The 14555-nt window shown below is 68.6% G+C and carries 15 protein-coding genes and 1 pseudogene; 12 read left to right on the top strand and 4 right to left on the bottom strand.

The annotated features are described in order from the left end of the window. Both ACXAID_RS22310 and ppk2 read right to left on the bottom strand, forming a co-directional pair. Window positions 1–209: pseudogene (locus ACXAID_RS22310) on the bottom strand (hypothetical protein); the annotation flags it as partial. Window positions 210–248: 39 nt separating this feature from the next. Then, window positions 249–1133 (bottom strand): polyphosphate kinase 2, encoded by an 885-nt coding sequence (ppk2, locus tag ACXAID_RS22315; protein WP_475024375.1) that lies wholly within the window; start codon window positions 1131–1133, stop codon window positions 249–251. 93 nt (window positions 1134–1226) lie between these two features. Between ppk2 and ACXAID_RS22320 the strand changes: the two genes are divergently transcribed. From ACXAID_RS22320 to eccCb, 10 genes are all read left to right on the top strand, one after another. Continuing rightward, on the top strand, window positions 1227–1640 hold the full coding sequence (locus ACXAID_RS22320) for a nitroreductase family deazaflavin-dependent oxidoreductase (RefSeq protein ID WP_475024376.1): 414 nt from the start codon (window positions 1227–1229) through the stop codon (window positions 1638–1640). A gap of 57 nt (window positions 1641–1697) precedes the next feature. Next, the gene (locus ACXAID_RS22325; protein ID WP_475024377.1) at window positions 1698–2444 is read left to right on the top strand and encodes an alpha/beta fold hydrolase; all 747 of its coding nucleotides are present in this window, start codon (window positions 1698–1700) and stop codon (window positions 2442–2444) included. A gap of 361 nt (window positions 2445–2805) precedes the next feature. Next, window positions 2806–4149 carry an EspA/EspE family type VII secretion system effector gene (locus ACXAID_RS22330; protein ID WP_475024388.1) on the top strand — a complete coding sequence of 448 codons (1344 nt, stop codon included), beginning with the start codon at window positions 2806–2808 and terminating at the stop codon, window positions 4147–4149. Between the two features lie 29 nt (window positions 4150–4178). After that, entirely contained in the window at window positions 4179–4493 is a 315-nt protein-coding gene (locus ACXAID_RS22335) for a type VII secretion target (RefSeq protein WP_475024378.1), read from the top strand. A 13-nt stretch (window positions 4494–4506) separates the two neighbouring features. Next, window positions 4507–4914, top strand: coding sequence for an ESX secretion-associated protein EspG (locus tag ACXAID_RS22340; RefSeq protein ID WP_475024379.1), 408 nt, complete (start codon window positions 4507–4509; stop codon window positions 4912–4914). A gap of 64 nt (window positions 4915–4978) precedes the next feature. Beyond that, entirely contained in the window at window positions 4979–5620 is a 642-nt protein-coding gene (locus ACXAID_RS22345) for a YbaB/EbfC family DNA-binding protein (protein WP_475024380.1), read from the top strand. Continuing rightward, window positions 5613–7352 carry a type VII secretion AAA-ATPase EccA gene (eccA, locus tag ACXAID_RS22350; protein WP_475024381.1) on the top strand — a complete coding sequence of 580 codons (1740 nt, stop codon included), beginning with the start codon at window positions 5613–5615 and terminating at the stop codon, window positions 7350–7352. The genes ACXAID_RS22345 and eccA overlap by 8 nt, the downstream gene beginning before the upstream one ends. A gap of 13 nt (window positions 7353–7365) precedes the next feature. Beyond that, on the top strand, window positions 7366–8838 hold the full coding sequence (eccB, locus tag ACXAID_RS22355; RefSeq protein ID WP_475024382.1) for a type VII secretion protein EccB: 1473 nt from the start codon (window positions 7366–7368) through the stop codon (window positions 8836–8838). After that, complete coding sequence (gene eccCa, locus ACXAID_RS22360) at window positions 8835–11066, top strand: type VII secretion protein EccCa (protein WP_475024383.1); 2232 nt, start codon at window positions 8835–8837, stop codon at window positions 11064–11066. The genes eccB and eccCa overlap by 4 nt, the downstream gene beginning before the upstream one ends. After that, a complete protein-coding gene (eccCb, locus tag ACXAID_RS22365) occupies window positions 11063–12844 on the top strand; it encodes a type VII secretion protein EccCb (RefSeq protein WP_475024384.1) in 1782 nt (593 codons plus the stop codon). The genes eccCa and eccCb overlap by 4 nt, the downstream gene beginning before the upstream one ends. Before the next feature lie 127 nt (window positions 12845–12971). On the opposite strand, the gene ACXAID_RS22370 is transcribed toward eccCb, so the two are convergent. After that, window positions 12972–13319, bottom strand: coding sequence for a hypothetical protein (locus ACXAID_RS22370; RefSeq protein ID WP_475024385.1), 348 nt, complete (start codon window positions 13317–13319; stop codon window positions 12972–12974). Window positions 13320–13501: 182 nt separating this feature from the next. Beyond that, entirely contained in the window at window positions 13502–13807 is a 306-nt protein-coding gene (locus ACXAID_RS22375) for a hypothetical protein (protein WP_475024386.1), read from the bottom strand. 225 nt (window positions 13808–14032) lie between these two features. Here ACXAID_RS22375 and ACXAID_RS22380 point away from each other — a divergent pair, with 225 nt between their 5' ends. Both ACXAID_RS22380 and ACXAID_RS22385 read left to right on the top strand, forming a co-directional pair. Continuing rightward, a complete protein-coding gene (locus ACXAID_RS22380; RefSeq protein WP_475024387.1) occupies window positions 14033–14332 on the top strand; it encodes a PE family protein in 300 nt (99 codons plus the stop codon). A 52-nt stretch (window positions 14333–14384) separates the two neighbouring features. Next, window positions 14385–14555 (top strand): PPE domain-containing protein (locus ACXAID_RS22385; protein WP_475024389.1); only part of this gene is annotated, 171 nt, incomplete at its 3' end.

A 14555-nucleotide genomic window follows, 5' to 3' on the forward strand; every position in this document is an offset into this window, starting at 1 on the left:
GCCCGCCGCTGCAGGGCCGCGCGCGCCTCGTCGGCCAGCTCGCGCCGCTCCTCGAGGTGACGCATCAGCGCCCGCCCGGCGAAGAACAGCCCGACCAGCGCCGCGCCCGCGGCGATCCACCAGAAGTATTTGACGACCAGACCGACCACGAGCAGCACGACAAACACCGCGGCGAACCCGCCGCCCTCAGAACCTCGCCCCCCGGCCATGCCGACACGATAGGAGCGGGCACCGACAACTCTGGCTGCTCAGTCCTCCAGCGCACGGCCCACGATGAGCGGATCCGGCTCGCCGACCGCGTCGGTGTCCTTGTCGTCGTAGTCGAACTTCGACAGCAGGAACCGCATCGCGTTGATGCGGCCGCGTTTCTTGTCGTTGCTCTTGACCACGATCCACGGCGCCACATCGGTGTCGGTGGCCAGGAACATCTCCTCCTTGGCATCGGTGTAGGCCTGCCACCTGTTGATCGACTCCATGTCCATCGAGGAGAACTTCCACTGGCGCAGCGGATCGACCAGCCGGATCGCGAACCGGGTGCGCTGCTCAGCCGGCGACACCGAGAACCAGAACTTCGTCAGGTGCAGTCCTTCCCGGACCAGCATCTCCTCGAACAACGGTGCCTGCACCATGAATTCCTCGTGCTGTTCGGGTGTGCAGAAGCCCATCACCCTCTCCACGCCGGCGCGGTTGTACCAGGACCGGTCGAACAACACCATCTCCCCGAACGTGGGCAGATGCTCCACGTAGCGCTGGAAATACCACTGAGCCTTCTCCTGATCGGTCGGCTTGTTCAGCGCGACCACCCGGGCGCCGCGCGGGTTGAGATGCTCCATGAACCGCTGGATAGTGCCGCCCTTGCCCGCCGCGTCACGCCCCTCGAAAACGATGACGTGGCGGTGGCCCGTACGTTTGCACCAGTTCTGCAGCTTGAGCAACTCGATCTGCAGCCGCCGCTTCAGGTGCTCGTATTCGTCGCGCGACATGCGCTCGTCGTAGGGATAGCGCTCCCGCCACGTCTGAACGGCCCTGCCGTCGCGATCCAGCAGTACCGGATCATCGTCGTCGCTGTCGTCGACCGAGTATCCGTGTTCGCTGGTCGCCAGCGCGTCCAGGTCGATCTTGCCCTCGCTCATGGCATCCATCTCCGGTGGTTCGGGGACTGCGGGGTTTCAGGCTCCACGCACCCGGTTACCAGAAACCCGACCGGCCAAACTCGAAGGACACCGATGAGCGACGACACCGACTTCAACGCCCGCAACATCGCCGAGTTCCGCGCCAACCACGGCCGCGTCGAAGGCCCTTTCGACGGCGCCCCGCTGCTGATCCTGCACACCACCGGCGCCAGGACCGGTGAACCGCGCACCCACATCATGATGTATCTGGCCGACGACGACCGGTACCTGATCTTTGCGTCCAAGGCCGGCGCCGACGACAACCCCGCCTGGTACTGGAACCTCAAGGCCAACCCGGACGTCCGCATCGAGGTCGGCGACGACGTCCTCGACGTGCATGCGACCGAACTCCCACGCGACGAGCGTGACCGTAAGTACGCGCTGCAGGCGCAGCGCTATCCGGGCTTCGCCGAATACCAGCAGAAGACCTCCCGCGTGATCCCGGTCATCGCGCTGACCCCGCGATAAGGATTCCGAAGGTGATGTTCAGCCGTGGCCGCACCGCGTCCGTGTCAGGATGACGTCATGCCAGTCGTCTTCGTTCATGGAAATCCCGAAACCGCGGCGATCTGGGGGCCCCTGGTCACCGTGCTCGAGCGCGACGACGTGGTGCTGCTGTCCCCGCCGGGCTTCGGCGTGCCGCTCCCCGAGGGCTTCGGCGCCACCTACCTCGAGTACCGGGACTGGCTCGAAGCCGACCTGGAGAAGATCGACGGCCCGATCGACCTGGTCGGCCACGACTGGGGTGGTGGCCATGTCGTCAACGTGGTCATGCATCGCCCCGAGCTGGTCCGCAGCTGGGTCAGTGACGTCATCGGCCTCTTCGACGAGGACTTCGTCTGGCACGACATGGCCCAGGTTTGGCAGACGCCCGGGGCCGGCGAGGAACTGCTGGAGAACATGATGGGCGGCGGCCCGGCAGCGCGCACCGAGTTGCTGGTGTCGCTGGGCATCCCGGCCGCCGTCGCGGTCGCAATCGCCGAACACCAGAACGAGGACATGGTCAAAGCGATTCTGGCGCTGTACCGTTCGGCCGTTCAGCCGGCGATGGCCGAGGCGGGCCGCGATCTCGAAGTCGCCCGTAGGCGTCCGGGCCTGTCCCTGAAAGCCACCGCGGACCCGTATCAGGGCGCCGCCGGTACCAGCGAGCGCGCGGCCGAGCGGGCCGGGGCCCGCACCGAGGTGCTCGACGGCCTGGGGCACTGGTGGATGGTCGAGGATCCCGAGCGTGGGGCGGCCGCGCTGACGACGTTCTGGGACTCCCTCGACTAGCAGAACCAGCCGGGGCTGCTTCAGCGACTCCGCCGCGAAGGGATTGTGCTCGGCCAGCTGCTTCTCCCGTCATGGCCAGGAACAGCCGCAGCCAGATGTCGAGCGGCAGGGAGAAGATCCCGCCGAGCATGCCGAGGAAACTCACCCCAAAGGCGATGGCGGCCGGCACCTCCCTCGAGTAGGCGCTGGCCGAGGCGGGGATTCAACCGAGTCGTTGAACTCGAAGTGAACACTTCGGGGTGTTCTGAACCGTTCGCCGAACGGTCGCGTTGGTCCGGGGGAAGGCTGCGCCGCCTGGTCCGAGACCTGCTGGCGCCCGGACCACAGATCAGCGAGCCCGAAGGGAGTCACCACCGTGACCATGTTTGCCGGAATTCACGACATGGCGTTCGTCGTCACCCGCCTCGGTGGGGCCGGCGGTGCGGGCTACCAACAAGACTGGGCCACGATGGGTCTGAACCTGGGTGCCGCGGGTGGCAAGACCATCTGGTATTTGAAAGGCCACGCCCTCAAGGAAACCTTCGACAAAGCCAAGGATGACGCCATCACCAAGGGCGCGCCGACGGCCATCGTCGACGTGACGATGGTGTGCGTCGCCGCCATCGACCTGTGCTTCGGGTTGCTGCCACCTGTCGACGGATCCGCATTCACCAGTGCCGCAGACCAACTGGAAACCGTCGCTGCCCAGCTGGAGCTCGCGGAACCTGATCCCCGAGACTGGAGCGGTGAGGCTGCCGACAACTACACCCAGCAGCTCGCAACCCTGCAGCGACTCGTCGCGACCATGGAAGATCTGGACCGCCAGGTCGCTGCGCTGGTCACCGACCATGCCGCTGCTGTCCAGCACGCTCACCGGATCTTAGCCGGATTGCTGCTGAGCCTGGTCATCGCTCAAGGTACCGCCATCATGCTGTACTACTTGTTCCCCCTCACTGGTCCGGGGCTCTCGTACGCGTTTCAGCTGGGCGTGGCCCTCTCGAGTTTCTGGACGTGCTTCTTCGCCTATCAGGACGTGAACCTGTCCGCGCGCGCGGCCCAGGATCAGGCCGACGCGATCAGCACGCAGTTCCATACCGTGGCCCAGGAGGCCCAGCTCACCGGCGACTTCGCCACGATCCGGGTGACGGGCGCGGAGGAAACCCGGGTGGGTGACTTCGACAGCGGCATGGCGGGCCCGCAGGCCAGTATGGCGGGCGCGCCCGCGCCAGCGGCCCAACCCGGCGGACGATCCACCGACACCTCGCGCTCCACACCGACGGCGTTCAACGCCGACGAGAGGACCGGGGACACCGCGTCCGAGGCGCCGGACTCCAGCGAGGATGCGCCGGATGGGGAGTCTCCAGAGACGGAGCCTCCCACCGGTCCGGCGGCATTCGTCGCCTTGGGCCGTGCAATGGAGCGGGCCACCCAGATGTCGGCGAACGCGGCGAAGATCTCGGCCGATCTGTCCCAGCACGTCGCGCTCCTCGCAGGGGTGACCGATCAGGTGGAGACGATGTCGTCGATGATCGGTGACTGGTCGGAGCCCGCTGCGCAACAGCCTGAGCCTGCGGCTGACCAGCCGGTCGCAGAAGAGCAAACGACCGTGCAGGCCGCCGCGGGTGCAGACAGCGGTGAACGTGCCCCGGCCGATGCTTCCGTGACCCACCAAGCGGGCGAACAGGAATCGGCGCCCGACACCCCGCTGGACGCCCCGGCGAATTGACCTTCACCCCACAGACAGGAGAACAACTCATGGCGACAATGTCGGTGAACCCGACCCACCTGGAGGAAATAGCCACTCACCTCGACGATGCGTCGACCAAAGCCGCCGATTCAGCCCGCGCGACCGGCAGCGTCAGCTCCGACGTCTGGGTTAGTCACGGTGTGCTCAGCTGTGACTCCAACAACGCGTTCGACACGGCCGCAGCCGAACACGCGGCTGCGGCGAACATCATCTCCCAGGCCGCCAACAACCTGGCCGCCCAGGTCCGCGCCGCGGCGGTGACCTACTCGGCCGTCGACGAAGAACTCAGCGGCAACCTGGACAAGCAGGTATTGCAGAGCTGAGCGGGGACTGACCATGGTGGACACCTCGGCCGCCTGCTCCACCGTCGATGAGGTCGTCGCGGTGGAAGTCACTGTCGACGCCATGCTGGTGCTCGCCGACCTGTGCCATCTCGCCGATGTCCCTGTGACGCTGGGCATCCGGACCGACACCGCCGACCCGCAGATCCGCGACCTGGTCACCGCGCAGGTGCGCCGCGACCTCACCGCCCAAGGTGTGCTCGGTAGTCAAGGCCACCCTCACCCGAGCGTCGCGCAGATGCTCGACACGCTCAGCGGGGCCGAGCGGACGCTGGCCGGCCGCTGGTGGCGGCGAACTCTACGGCAGCTTTCTGCCCGTACCGCCGAGAACCTGCAGCGCGCACTGGACGGGCTGCTGGAATTCCTGCCCGCCCGGACGTGGAACGAATACGCGCCCGGTTGAACCCAACGGGCTGCTGCCCCGTCGTGTCAGGAGAAGGGCGACGACCGGAAGGGCGGAACAGACAGTGCACATCGACTACGACTACGAGGTCGACGGCGGCTACGACGACGGTTATGAATCCGAGGACTTCTCCGGCGCGCTGGACTTTTCCGGCGAACCCGCCCCGGAGCACGGTGCCGAGCTGATCGACATGCCGGTGGCCGGTGAGCTGGGCGAGGAGCCGGCCGAGGACGAGCTGGACGACCTGGGCGACTACACCCCCGCCGACTCGGTCGACGACACCGACACCGGCATCGGGACACTCGCTGAGGACCCCGACGCCGACATCCCCGACACCGACCCCGAGGCGGCCTTCAACGCGACGGTGACCAACCCGCCGGAGACCGTGTCGGTCACCGCCAGCGTCGACGGGCGCATCCAGCAGGTCGAGCTGCTGCCGAAAGGCTCCGGGCTGACCGAAACCGAGCTCGCCGGCGAGATATTGGTCCTCGCTGGTCTCGCCCGGCAGCGCGCCCTGGCCGGCCAGCAGACATTTCTGCGCGACAACGCGCCCGAGCCGCCGGAGATCCTGCGCGACAGCGGCGTCGACTTCGCTGAGGCGATGCGCGACATCGTCACCAACGCTATGAGGCTGCCCACCACCGAGCAGGCCGACGCGGCCCAGGCCGAGGTGTTCGCGACACGCTACGGACACCGCGATGACTGAGCCGCTCACCGGCTCAATCGCCGGGCTGTTCGAGAACGCCGTCGCCACCCTGCGGCTCGCGCAGACCCGCGCGCTGGAACAGTTCACCGCGATCACCGACTTCGATGACTCCGCCTGCGACGCCTGGATCGGGCGCATCCGCTGCGGCGACACCGACCGGGTGACGATGTTCCGGGCCTGGTTCTCCCGCACCCGGTTCGGCCAGCTCGCTGGCGCCGCAAGCATCCCGATAACCACCCTCGCCGCCCGGATCCCGATCGGCGGACCCTACGGCGACATCACCTACCCGGTGATCTCGCCGCTGGCGATCACCCTGGGCTTCGCGGCCAGCGAAGCCGCGCACGGCAACTTCGCCGACGCGATGGAGGCGCTCGACGACAGCGCGGCCGGCAGCGACCAGCAGCACCTGCTGTCCTGGGTCAAAGCGGTCGTCTACGGTGGCGCGCAGCGCTGGACCGACGTGATCGACGCGGTCCGCGACGCCGCACAGTGGCCGGACACCTTCCTGGCGGCCGCCGCCGGAGTCGCCCACGGCGTCGCCGCGGTCAACCTCGGCTTGTTCACCGAGGGCGAGCGGCGCCTGGTGGCGGCCAACGATTCCCCCGCGGCCGAAGCATGCGCACGGACCATCGCCTGGTACCTGGCGATGGCGCGGCGCAGCCAGGGCAACGACGACGGTGCCCTGCCGCTGCTCGAATGGCTGCAGGCCATCCATCCCGACCCCGAGGTCGCCGCGGCACTGAAGGATCCGTCCTACCGGCTGAGCACCACCAGCGGCGAGCAGATCGCCCGCCGCACCGACCCATGGGACCCGGACAGTGTCGTCGCCGACACCTCCGGCCGCGAGGAGTTGCTGGAGCGCGCCGAGGCCGAGCTGGATCGCCAGATTGGCCTGACCCGGGTCAAGGACCAGATCGAGCGCTACCGCGCGGCCACCCAGATGGCCAGGGTGCGGGCCGCCCGCGGCCTGAAAGTGGCCCAACCCAGCAAGCACATGATCTTCACCGGCCCGCCCGGAACCGGCAAGACCACGATCGCCCGGGTGGTCGCCGACATCCTGGCCGGCCTCGGGGTGATCGCCGAACCCAAACTGGTGGAGACCTCCCGCAAGGACTTCGTCGCCGAATACGAAGGGCAGTCGGCGGTCAAGACCACCCGCACCATCGACACTGCGTTGGACGGGGTGCTGTTCATCGACGAGGCCTACGCCCTGGTCCAGGAACGCAACGGCCGCGCCGACCCGTTCGGGGCCGAGGCGCTGGACACGCTGCTGGCGCGGATGGAGAACGACCGAGGCCGGCTGGTGGTCATCATCGCCGGCTACCCCGCCGACATCGACCGGCTGGTCGAGACCAACGACGGGCTGCGGTCCCGCTTCGCCACCCGCATCGAGTTCGACTCCTACACCCCCGGCGAGATCGTCGAGATCGCCGCGGTGCTCGCCGCCGGCAACGACTCGACGCTCGACGAGGACTCCGCCGACGCGCTGCGGGCGGGCGCCCAGCTGCTCGCCGACCGCGCGGTGCGCGGCAAGCCGGCCCTCGACGTCGCCGGAAACGGCCGCTACGCAAGACAACTCGTCGAGGCTGCTGAGCAGTACCGCGACATCCGGCTGACCCGCTGCCACGATCTCGACAGTCTCGACGAGGACCAGCTGCGGACCATCACCGGCCCCGACATGGCCGAGGCCATCGCCTCGGTGCACGCCCGCCTGAACATCGACAACGAGTAGCGAGGACATCGCGATGGGTCTGCGACTGACCACCAAGGTCCAGGTCAGCGGCTGGCGTTTTCTGCTGCGCCGCGTGGAACACGCACTGGTCCGCCGGGACACCCGGATGTTCGACGACCCGCTGCAGTTCTACGGCAGGTCCACCACGATCGGTGCGTTGATCGCGGTGGCGATCGTCCTCGGCGCCGGTGTGCTGGCCTACTTCAAGCCGGGCGGCACCCTCGGGGGCGGACGGTTGTTCGCCGACGGGACGAGTTTCCAGCTTTACGTCGATATCTCGGGCCGGATGCACCCCGTCTACAACCTCACCTCGGCGCGGCTGGTGCTCGGGGACCCGGCCGAGCCGGCCGTGGTCAAGCCGTCGGAGCTGACCGGCCTGCCGCAGGGCCAGTGGGTGGGCATCCCGGGCGCCCCGCACGACACCCCCGTCACCACGACCGGATCTTCGCAGTGGGGGGTCTGCGACACCGTCACCGGCCCATCGACGTTCGCGCCCGTCGTCGACACCTCGGTGATCGCGCGGGCCCTGGACCCCGACGACACCGCGCAGCACCTGAGGGCCAACCAGGCGGTGCTGGCGACCTTCGGTCCCGACGAATGGGTGATCACCGAGCAGGGCCGCCACTTCATCGACCGCAGCAACCGGGCGCTGACCACCGCGGTCGGCATCCCCAGCACCGCGTCGGCCGACCTGCGCGCCACGGAGTCGTTCCGGGCCGCGGCCGTGCCTATCTCCGAGGGACTGTTCAACGCGCTGCCCGACGCCGGCGCGTGGCACCTTCCACCGGTTCCCGCCGCGGGCCAGCCCAACACGCTGGGCCTGCCCCCGGAGCTGGTGATCGGTTCGGTGTTCGAGACGGCCACCGACGCCGGGCCCCAGCACCACCTGGTGCTGCCTGACGGCGTCGCCCCGGTCGGCCAGGTCACCGCCGCCGCGTTGCGGGCGACCGAGTCGTTCGGGCTGGTCGCGCCGCCGCAGCTACCGATCAGCGAGGTTGTCACCCTGCCCGAGGCGTTCTACCCCTCGCCGCTGCCCGAGCAGCCGATCGAAGTGCTTTCCCGCGCAGACGATCCCGTGTTGTGCTGGCTGTGGCAGCGCAACGCAGCCGAGCAGGCCCCGCAGACGTCGGTGACCGTCGGGCGACAACTGCCGATCCCGGACGAGGCGCGCGACACCGGCATCAGCCAGGTGCAGGGCACCGCGACCGTCTACACCGACGGCGGCAAGTACCTGCAGCTGCAGTCCCTGGATCCGCAGCACGGCGAGGCGCTCTACTACCTCGATGCTCAGGGCGTGCGCTACGGGCTGCCCGACACCGCCACCGCCGAGGCGCTGGGGCTGAGCGCGCCCGAACTGGCGCCGTGGCCGGTGGTGCGGCTGCTGGTCGACGGACCGGTGTTGGCTCGCGACGCCGCCCTGCAGGAACACGACACATTGGCCCCGGGCGTTCAAACCCGCACCGTCGCAACCGGAGAGGACCGATGAGCACCCGAAAGTTCACCCCTACCGTCACCCGGGGCCCGCGGCTCAACCCGGGCGAGATCAGCGTCCCCGCCCCCGACGATCTCGGGGTCGACATCCCCGCCTCGGGGATGCAGAAGTACATGCCGTGGGTGATGGGCGCCTGCATGCTCGGCATGGTCGGGATCATGTTCACCACCGGCCTGCGGTCGCTGTCGCCGTACATGCTGATGCTGCCGCTGATGATGGTCATCATGATGCTGGGTGTGGTCGCCAGCAGCGGCTCCAGCGGCAAGAAGGTGCCCGAGATCAACGCCGACCGCAAGGAATACCTGCGGGTGCTGGCCGGGCTGCGGACGCGGGTCACCGCCTCGGCCGAAGCGCAGGTCAGCTTCTTCGGCTACCACGCGCCGCACCCCAACGACCTGATGTCGGTGCTGGCGACGACCCGGCTGTGGTCGCGCCCGGCCAACGCCGACTTCTTCGCCGCCACCCGCATCGGCGTCGGCGACCAGCCCGCCGTCGACCGGCTGCTCAAACCGGCCGCCGGCGGCGAACTGGCCGGCCCCAGCACCGCCGCGCAGCCCTACCTCGAACCGGTCAGCCACATGTGGGGGGTCAAGTTCCTGCGCACCCACGCGCTGATCCACGACTGCCCGAAACTGGTGCAGCTGCGCACCTTTCCGACGATCGCGATCGGGGGCGACGAGGCCGGCTCGGCGGGGTTGCTGACCTCGATGATCTGCCACCTCGCGGTGTTCCATCCCCCGGACCTGCTGCAGATCCGGGTGTTGACCGACAACCCCGACGACCCCGACTGGGCCTGGCTGAAGTGGTTGCCGCACGTCCAGCACACCAACGACACCGACGCCGTCGGCGCGACCAGGATGATCTCCACCAAGCCAGACGCTTTGTCGGACCTGGCTGCCCGCGGCCCCCACACCCCCGATGCGGTGCCCAGCGGCCCCTATATCGTGGTGGTCGACCTGACCGGTGGCCGGGCCGGATTCCCGCCCGACGGTCGCTCCGGGGTCACCGTGATCACGCTGGGCAAGCACCGCGAGTCGGCCTACCGGATCCGGGTCGCCGAGGACGGTACCGCCGATGACCGGTTGCCCGGCCAGTCGTTCCGGCAGGTGACCTCGCGCACCGACCGGATGACCCCGCAGCAGGCCACCCGGCTGGTGCGGCGGCTGGCCGGCTGGTCGGTGACCGGCACCATCGTCGACAAACGGTCGGTGCGGGTGCAGAAGAAGGTTGCCACCGAATGGCATCAGCTCGTCGGCGCCAACAGCGTCGAAGAGATCACCCCGGACCGGTGGAAGATGCTGCCCGACAAGTCCGCTGAGCGGCTGCGCATCCCGTTCGGTCACGAAATCAAGACCGGTGAGGTGATGTCGCTCGACATCAAGGAGGGTGCGGAGTTCGGCGCCGGGCCGCACGGCATGCTGATCGGCACCACCGGGTCGGGTAAGTCGGAGTTCCTGCGCACGCTGATCCTGTCGCTGGTGGCCATGCACCACCCCGACCAGGTGAACCTGCTCCTAACGGATTTCAAAGGTGGCTCGACCTTCCTGGGCATGGAGAAGCTGCCGCACACCGCGGCGGTCGTCACCAACATGGCCGAGGAAGCCGAACTGGTCGGCCGCATGGGTGAGGTGCTCACCGGGGAGCTCGATCGGCGCCAGACCCTGCTGCGCCGGGCCGGAGCGCAGGTGGGCGCCGCCGGTGCACTGTCCGGGGTCGCCGAGTACGAGAAGTACCGCGAGCGCGGCGCCGACCTGGCCCCGCTGCCCACCCTGTTCGTCGTCGTCGACGAATTCGCCGAACTGCTGCAGACTCATCCAGACTTCATCAACCTGTTCGACCGGATCTGCCGGGTCGGGCGCTCGCTGCGGGTGCATCTGCTGCTGGCAACCCAGTCCCTGCAGACCGGCGGGGTGCGCATCGATAAGCTCGAACCCAACCTCACCTACCGGATCGCGTTGCGCACCACCAGCTCCAGCGAATCGAAGGCAGTCATCGGCACCCCCGAAGCCCAGTACATCACCAACAAGGAAAGCGGCGTGGGCTTCCTGCGTGTCGGGATGGAGGATCCGGTCAAGTTCCGCGCCGTCTACACCGGCGGCCCCTACATCCCGTCCACCCCGACCGCCAGCGAAGGTAGGCCCGCCGCCGTTGCCGGCGGAGCGCCAGCCGTCCGCATCCACCCCTTCACCGCAGCCCCGATCATCCAGGAGATGGCCTCATGAGCACACCGGTCGAGAATCGAGCACTCAGCGAGATGGTGCTCACCCAGCTGACGACCGGGCAGAGCCGCGCCTATCAGATGTGGCTCGCGCCGCTGCTGAACCCGACCCCTGTCGACGAACTCGTCGACGGCGACGAGGAGCGCAGGCCGCTGCGGTTCCCGCTGGGCGTCATGGACGAACCACGCCGGCACCGCCAGGGGGTCTGGGGCGTCGACGTTTCCGGTGGCGGCGGCAACATCGGTATCGGCGGCGCGCCCCAGACCGGCAAGACGACACTGCTGCAGACGCTGATGCTCTCGGCCGCGGCCACCCATACCCCGCGCGAAGTGCAGTTCTACTGCATCGATCTCGGCGGCGGCGGTCTGCTGCACCTGGAGAACCTGCCGCACGTCGGCGGCGTGGCCACCCGATCGGAACCCGACAAGGTGATGCGGGTGGTGGCCGAGGTGCAGGCCGTGCTGCGACAACGCGAGGCCGACTTCAAAGAGCACCGCGTGGGTTCGATGGACTCCTACCGGCAGATGCGCGCCGCCGGACACGCCGCGGCCGCTGACCCGTTCGGCGACGTGTTCCTCGTCGTCGACGGCTGGCCGGCGTTCGTCAGTGAGTTCCCCGATCTGGAGACCCCGGTGCAGGACCTCGCCCGTCAAGGACTGTCCTTCGGGATCCACACCGTGCTCACCACACCGCGCTGGACCGAACTGAAGTCGCGGGTGCGCGACTATCTGGGCACCAAGATCGAGTTCCGGCTCGGCGACGCCAACGACACCCAGATCGACCGTGCCACCCGCACGATCCCGGCCAACCGGCCGGGCCGGGCGATGTCGATGGAGAAGCACCACCTGATGATCGGCGCGCCCCGCCTCGACGGCGCCCACTGCGCCGACCATCTCGTGGAGGCGATCGGCAGCGCGGTCCAGCAGCTCACCGAACGCTACGACGAGCGCGCCCCACGGGTGCGGGTGCTGCCGGAGCGCATCCACCTGCACGATCTCGACACCGCGCCGACCGGGCCGGATTCGGACTACCGCACCCGCTGGACCATCCCCGTCGGCATGCGCGAATCGGATCTGGGGGTCGCCACCGCGGACATGCACACCAGCCCGCATCTGCTGATCTTCGGCGCCGCGAAGTCGGGCAAGACGACCGTCGCGCATTCGGTCGCGCGTGCCATCTGTGCGCGCAACAGCCCCAAGCAGGTCCGGTTCATGCTCGCCGACTACCGCTCCGGGCTGCTGGACGCGGTCCCGCGCAGCCACCTGCTCGACGCCGGTGGTGTCAACCGCAACAGCGGCACCCTCGACGAGGCGATCAAGGCGCTGGCGGAGAACCTGCGCAAGCGGCTGCCGCCGGCGGATCTGACGTCGGCACAGCTGCGCGCCCGGTCCTGGTGGCGCGGCTTCGATGTGGTGCTGCTCGTCGACGACTGGCACATGATCACCGCGGCCAGCGGGGGGATGCCGCCGATGGCGCCGTTGGCCCCGTTGCTTCCGGCGGCCGCCGACATCGGTCTGCACATCATCGTCACCTGTCAGATGAGCCAGGCCTACAAGGCCACCATGGACAAATTCGTCGGCAGCGCGTTCGGTGCCGGCAGCCCCACCCTGTTCCTGTCGGGGGAGAAGGCCGACTTCCCGTCCAGCGAATTCAAGGTCAAGAAGCGCCCGCCCGGGCAGGCGCTCTACGTCACACCCGACGGCCGCGAGGTCGTCCAGGGTGCCTACATCGACCCGACCGGCGAGGACGCCGAGCGGCACGGCTACCCGGTGGGTCGCTAGCCAGCAGCCAATCGAGAGGACCTGCTCCGGCCGGGGCAGGTCCTCTCGAATCTATTGGCGGAAAAGAATTCGCCCGGGGCACCTCATGTGGTGCCCCGGGCGAAGTGACGTGGGATCGGTTATCGGGTCAGGGTTTCGTCGACGGGGGTGCGCCGACGACAACGGTCCGGCGGGGCTGTTCGGTCAGGATCGACTCCAGATCGGCGTCGGTGGTTACTTGGATGGGGTCCCGGTTGCGCTCGACCGGGCTGCCAGAGGCGTCCCGGTCCGGCCGGGTCATCTCGACCGGGTCCCGGTTGCGCTCGACCGAGCTGCGAGAGGCGTCCCGGGCGGGCCGGATATTGTCGGCCGGATCGCGGGGTGCGGCGATGACGGCGGAGTCTCCCGCCGGCTCGGGTGCGGACACCGTCATCGGTGCAGCGACGGCCGCCCCGGCGATGGCCAGACCGGACAGTGCGAGAAGTGCGCGACGCATGAGTGAGTTTCCCTTCGTTGTTGGTTGGGCCGGTATGGCCCTCGCTTCGTATGACGAGATGATCACAGTTTGTGTTCAATCCGTGATCTGAGAATCATCAGCCCAGTCGCGCAAACGAATTCGCCCGGGCAACCCAACAGGGCCCCGGGCGAAATCGGTCGAAGACGATTCGTGTCAGGTCATCAACGCACCCGCGGGCGGTTGGGTTCGCGGGAAACCCCGGGACTCGAGCCCGAACCCGACCCCTTACCGGTCTTGGTCTTCGGTTCGGGTGCGGCCGCCGACTCGGACTCGGACTCGGACTCCGGCTGCGCTTCCGCAGCGGGGATGGGGGTGGCCGTGACGCACCGGCGCGGGCAGTCGGTGGACAGCGGGGCGGGGGCGACCAGAGCGGCCACGGAGAGGGCCGAGGTCGGTTCGGCCGGTACGCCGGCTGCCGAGTTGCTCAGTGGTACGGCGATGGCTCCGGCGATTGCCAGGCCGGACATTGCGAGAAGTATGCGACGCATTGGTGGGTTCCTTTTCGTTGTCATGGCGGGCCGGTGTGGCCCCTCACCGGAGATAACGGGATGGTGACGCAACGGGTTCAACGCCGTGATGTCCAGATACGAGAAGAACTCGGTTGAACCGATCGGGGCGATGTCCCGTTGAACCGGCTGAAAGGCCAGTGCCGCGATCGCGCTGGCACCGAAACCCACGAGGAGACCCCTCTGATGAATGTCACCACCCACGACGATCCGGCGGTCGCCGCGATCGGTACCGACGTGGTCGCTTCCGCGACCCAGGGTATGACCGCCGCAGCCGGTGCGGCGCCGACGATCTCGGCGCTGGCACCCGCTGGGGCCGAGGAGGTTTCGGCGCAGGCCGCAGCCGCCTTCGGCAGTGAGGCCGGCGCGTTCCTCGGTGCCCTGGCCGCAGCCCAGGACGAGCTCACTCGCGCCGGAATCGCGTTGACGAGGGTTGCCGCGCTGTACACCACGGTCGACGACGTCTCCGCCACCACGGTCGCCTGAGTCAGCGACGTCACCAACACCACAACCACTGCTCACAGGGGGAGACGCCACCATGCTCTGGCACGCGTTGCCGCCGGAGGTGAACACCGCGCGGCTGATGTCGGGGGCCGGTTCGGCCCCGATGCTGCAGGCGGCCGCGGGATGGCAGGCCCTGGCCGCGGCGCTGCAGGCGCAGTCCGAGCAGCTGGCGATCGCGCTGGCCGCGCTGCAGGGCGTGTGGTCC

The sequence above is a fragment of the Mycobacterium sp. ABE4_509 genome, assembly GCF_056160785.1.

What these genes read in the sequence shown, in the direction of transcription:
- ppk2 (WP_475024375.1), bottom strand. Translation starts at nt 1,133, where the DNA reads ATGAGCGAGGGCAAGATCGACCTGGACGCGCTGGCGACCAGCGAACAC.
- ACXAID_RS22320 (WP_475024376.1), top strand. Translation starts at nt 1,227, where the DNA reads ATGAGCGACGACACCGACTTCAACGCCCGCAACATCGCCGAGTTCCGC.
- ACXAID_RS22325 (WP_475024377.1), top strand. Translation starts at nt 1,698, where the DNA reads ATGCCAGTCGTCTTCGTTCATGGAAATCCCGAAACCGCGGCGATCTGG.
- ACXAID_RS22330 (WP_475024388.1), top strand. Translation starts at nt 2,806, where the DNA reads ATGTTTGCCGGAATTCACGACATGGCGTTCGTCGTCACCCGCCTCGGT.
- ACXAID_RS22335 (WP_475024378.1), top strand. Translation starts at nt 4,179, where the DNA reads ATGGCGACAATGTCGGTGAACCCGACCCACCTGGAGGAAATAGCCACT.
- ACXAID_RS22340 (WP_475024379.1), top strand. Translation starts at nt 4,507, where the DNA reads ATGGTGGACACCTCGGCCGCCTGCTCCACCGTCGATGAGGTCGTCGCG.
- eccA (WP_475024381.1), top strand. Translation starts at nt 5,613, where the DNA reads ATGACTGAGCCGCTCACCGGCTCAATCGCCGGGCTGTTCGAGAACGCC.
- eccB (WP_475024382.1), top strand. Translation starts at nt 7,366, where the DNA reads ATGGGTCTGCGACTGACCACCAAGGTCCAGGTCAGCGGCTGGCGTTTT.
- eccCa (WP_475024383.1), top strand. Translation starts at nt 8,835, where the DNA reads ATGAGCACCCGAAAGTTCACCCCTACCGTCACCCGGGGCCCGCGGCTC.
- eccCb (WP_475024384.1), top strand. Translation starts at nt 11,063, where the DNA reads ATGAGCACACCGGTCGAGAATCGAGCACTCAGCGAGATGGTGCTCACC.
- ACXAID_RS22370 (WP_475024385.1), bottom strand. Translation starts at nt 13,319, where the DNA reads ATGCGTCGCGCACTTCTCGCACTGTCCGGTCTGGCCATCGCCGGGGCG.
- ACXAID_RS22375 (WP_475024386.1), bottom strand. Translation starts at nt 13,807, where the DNA reads ATGTCCGGCCTGGCAATCGCCGGAGCCATCGCCGTACCACTGAGCAAC.
- ACXAID_RS22380 (WP_475024387.1), top strand. Translation starts at nt 14,033, where the DNA reads ATGAATGTCACCACCCACGACGATCCGGCGGTCGCCGCGATCGGTACC.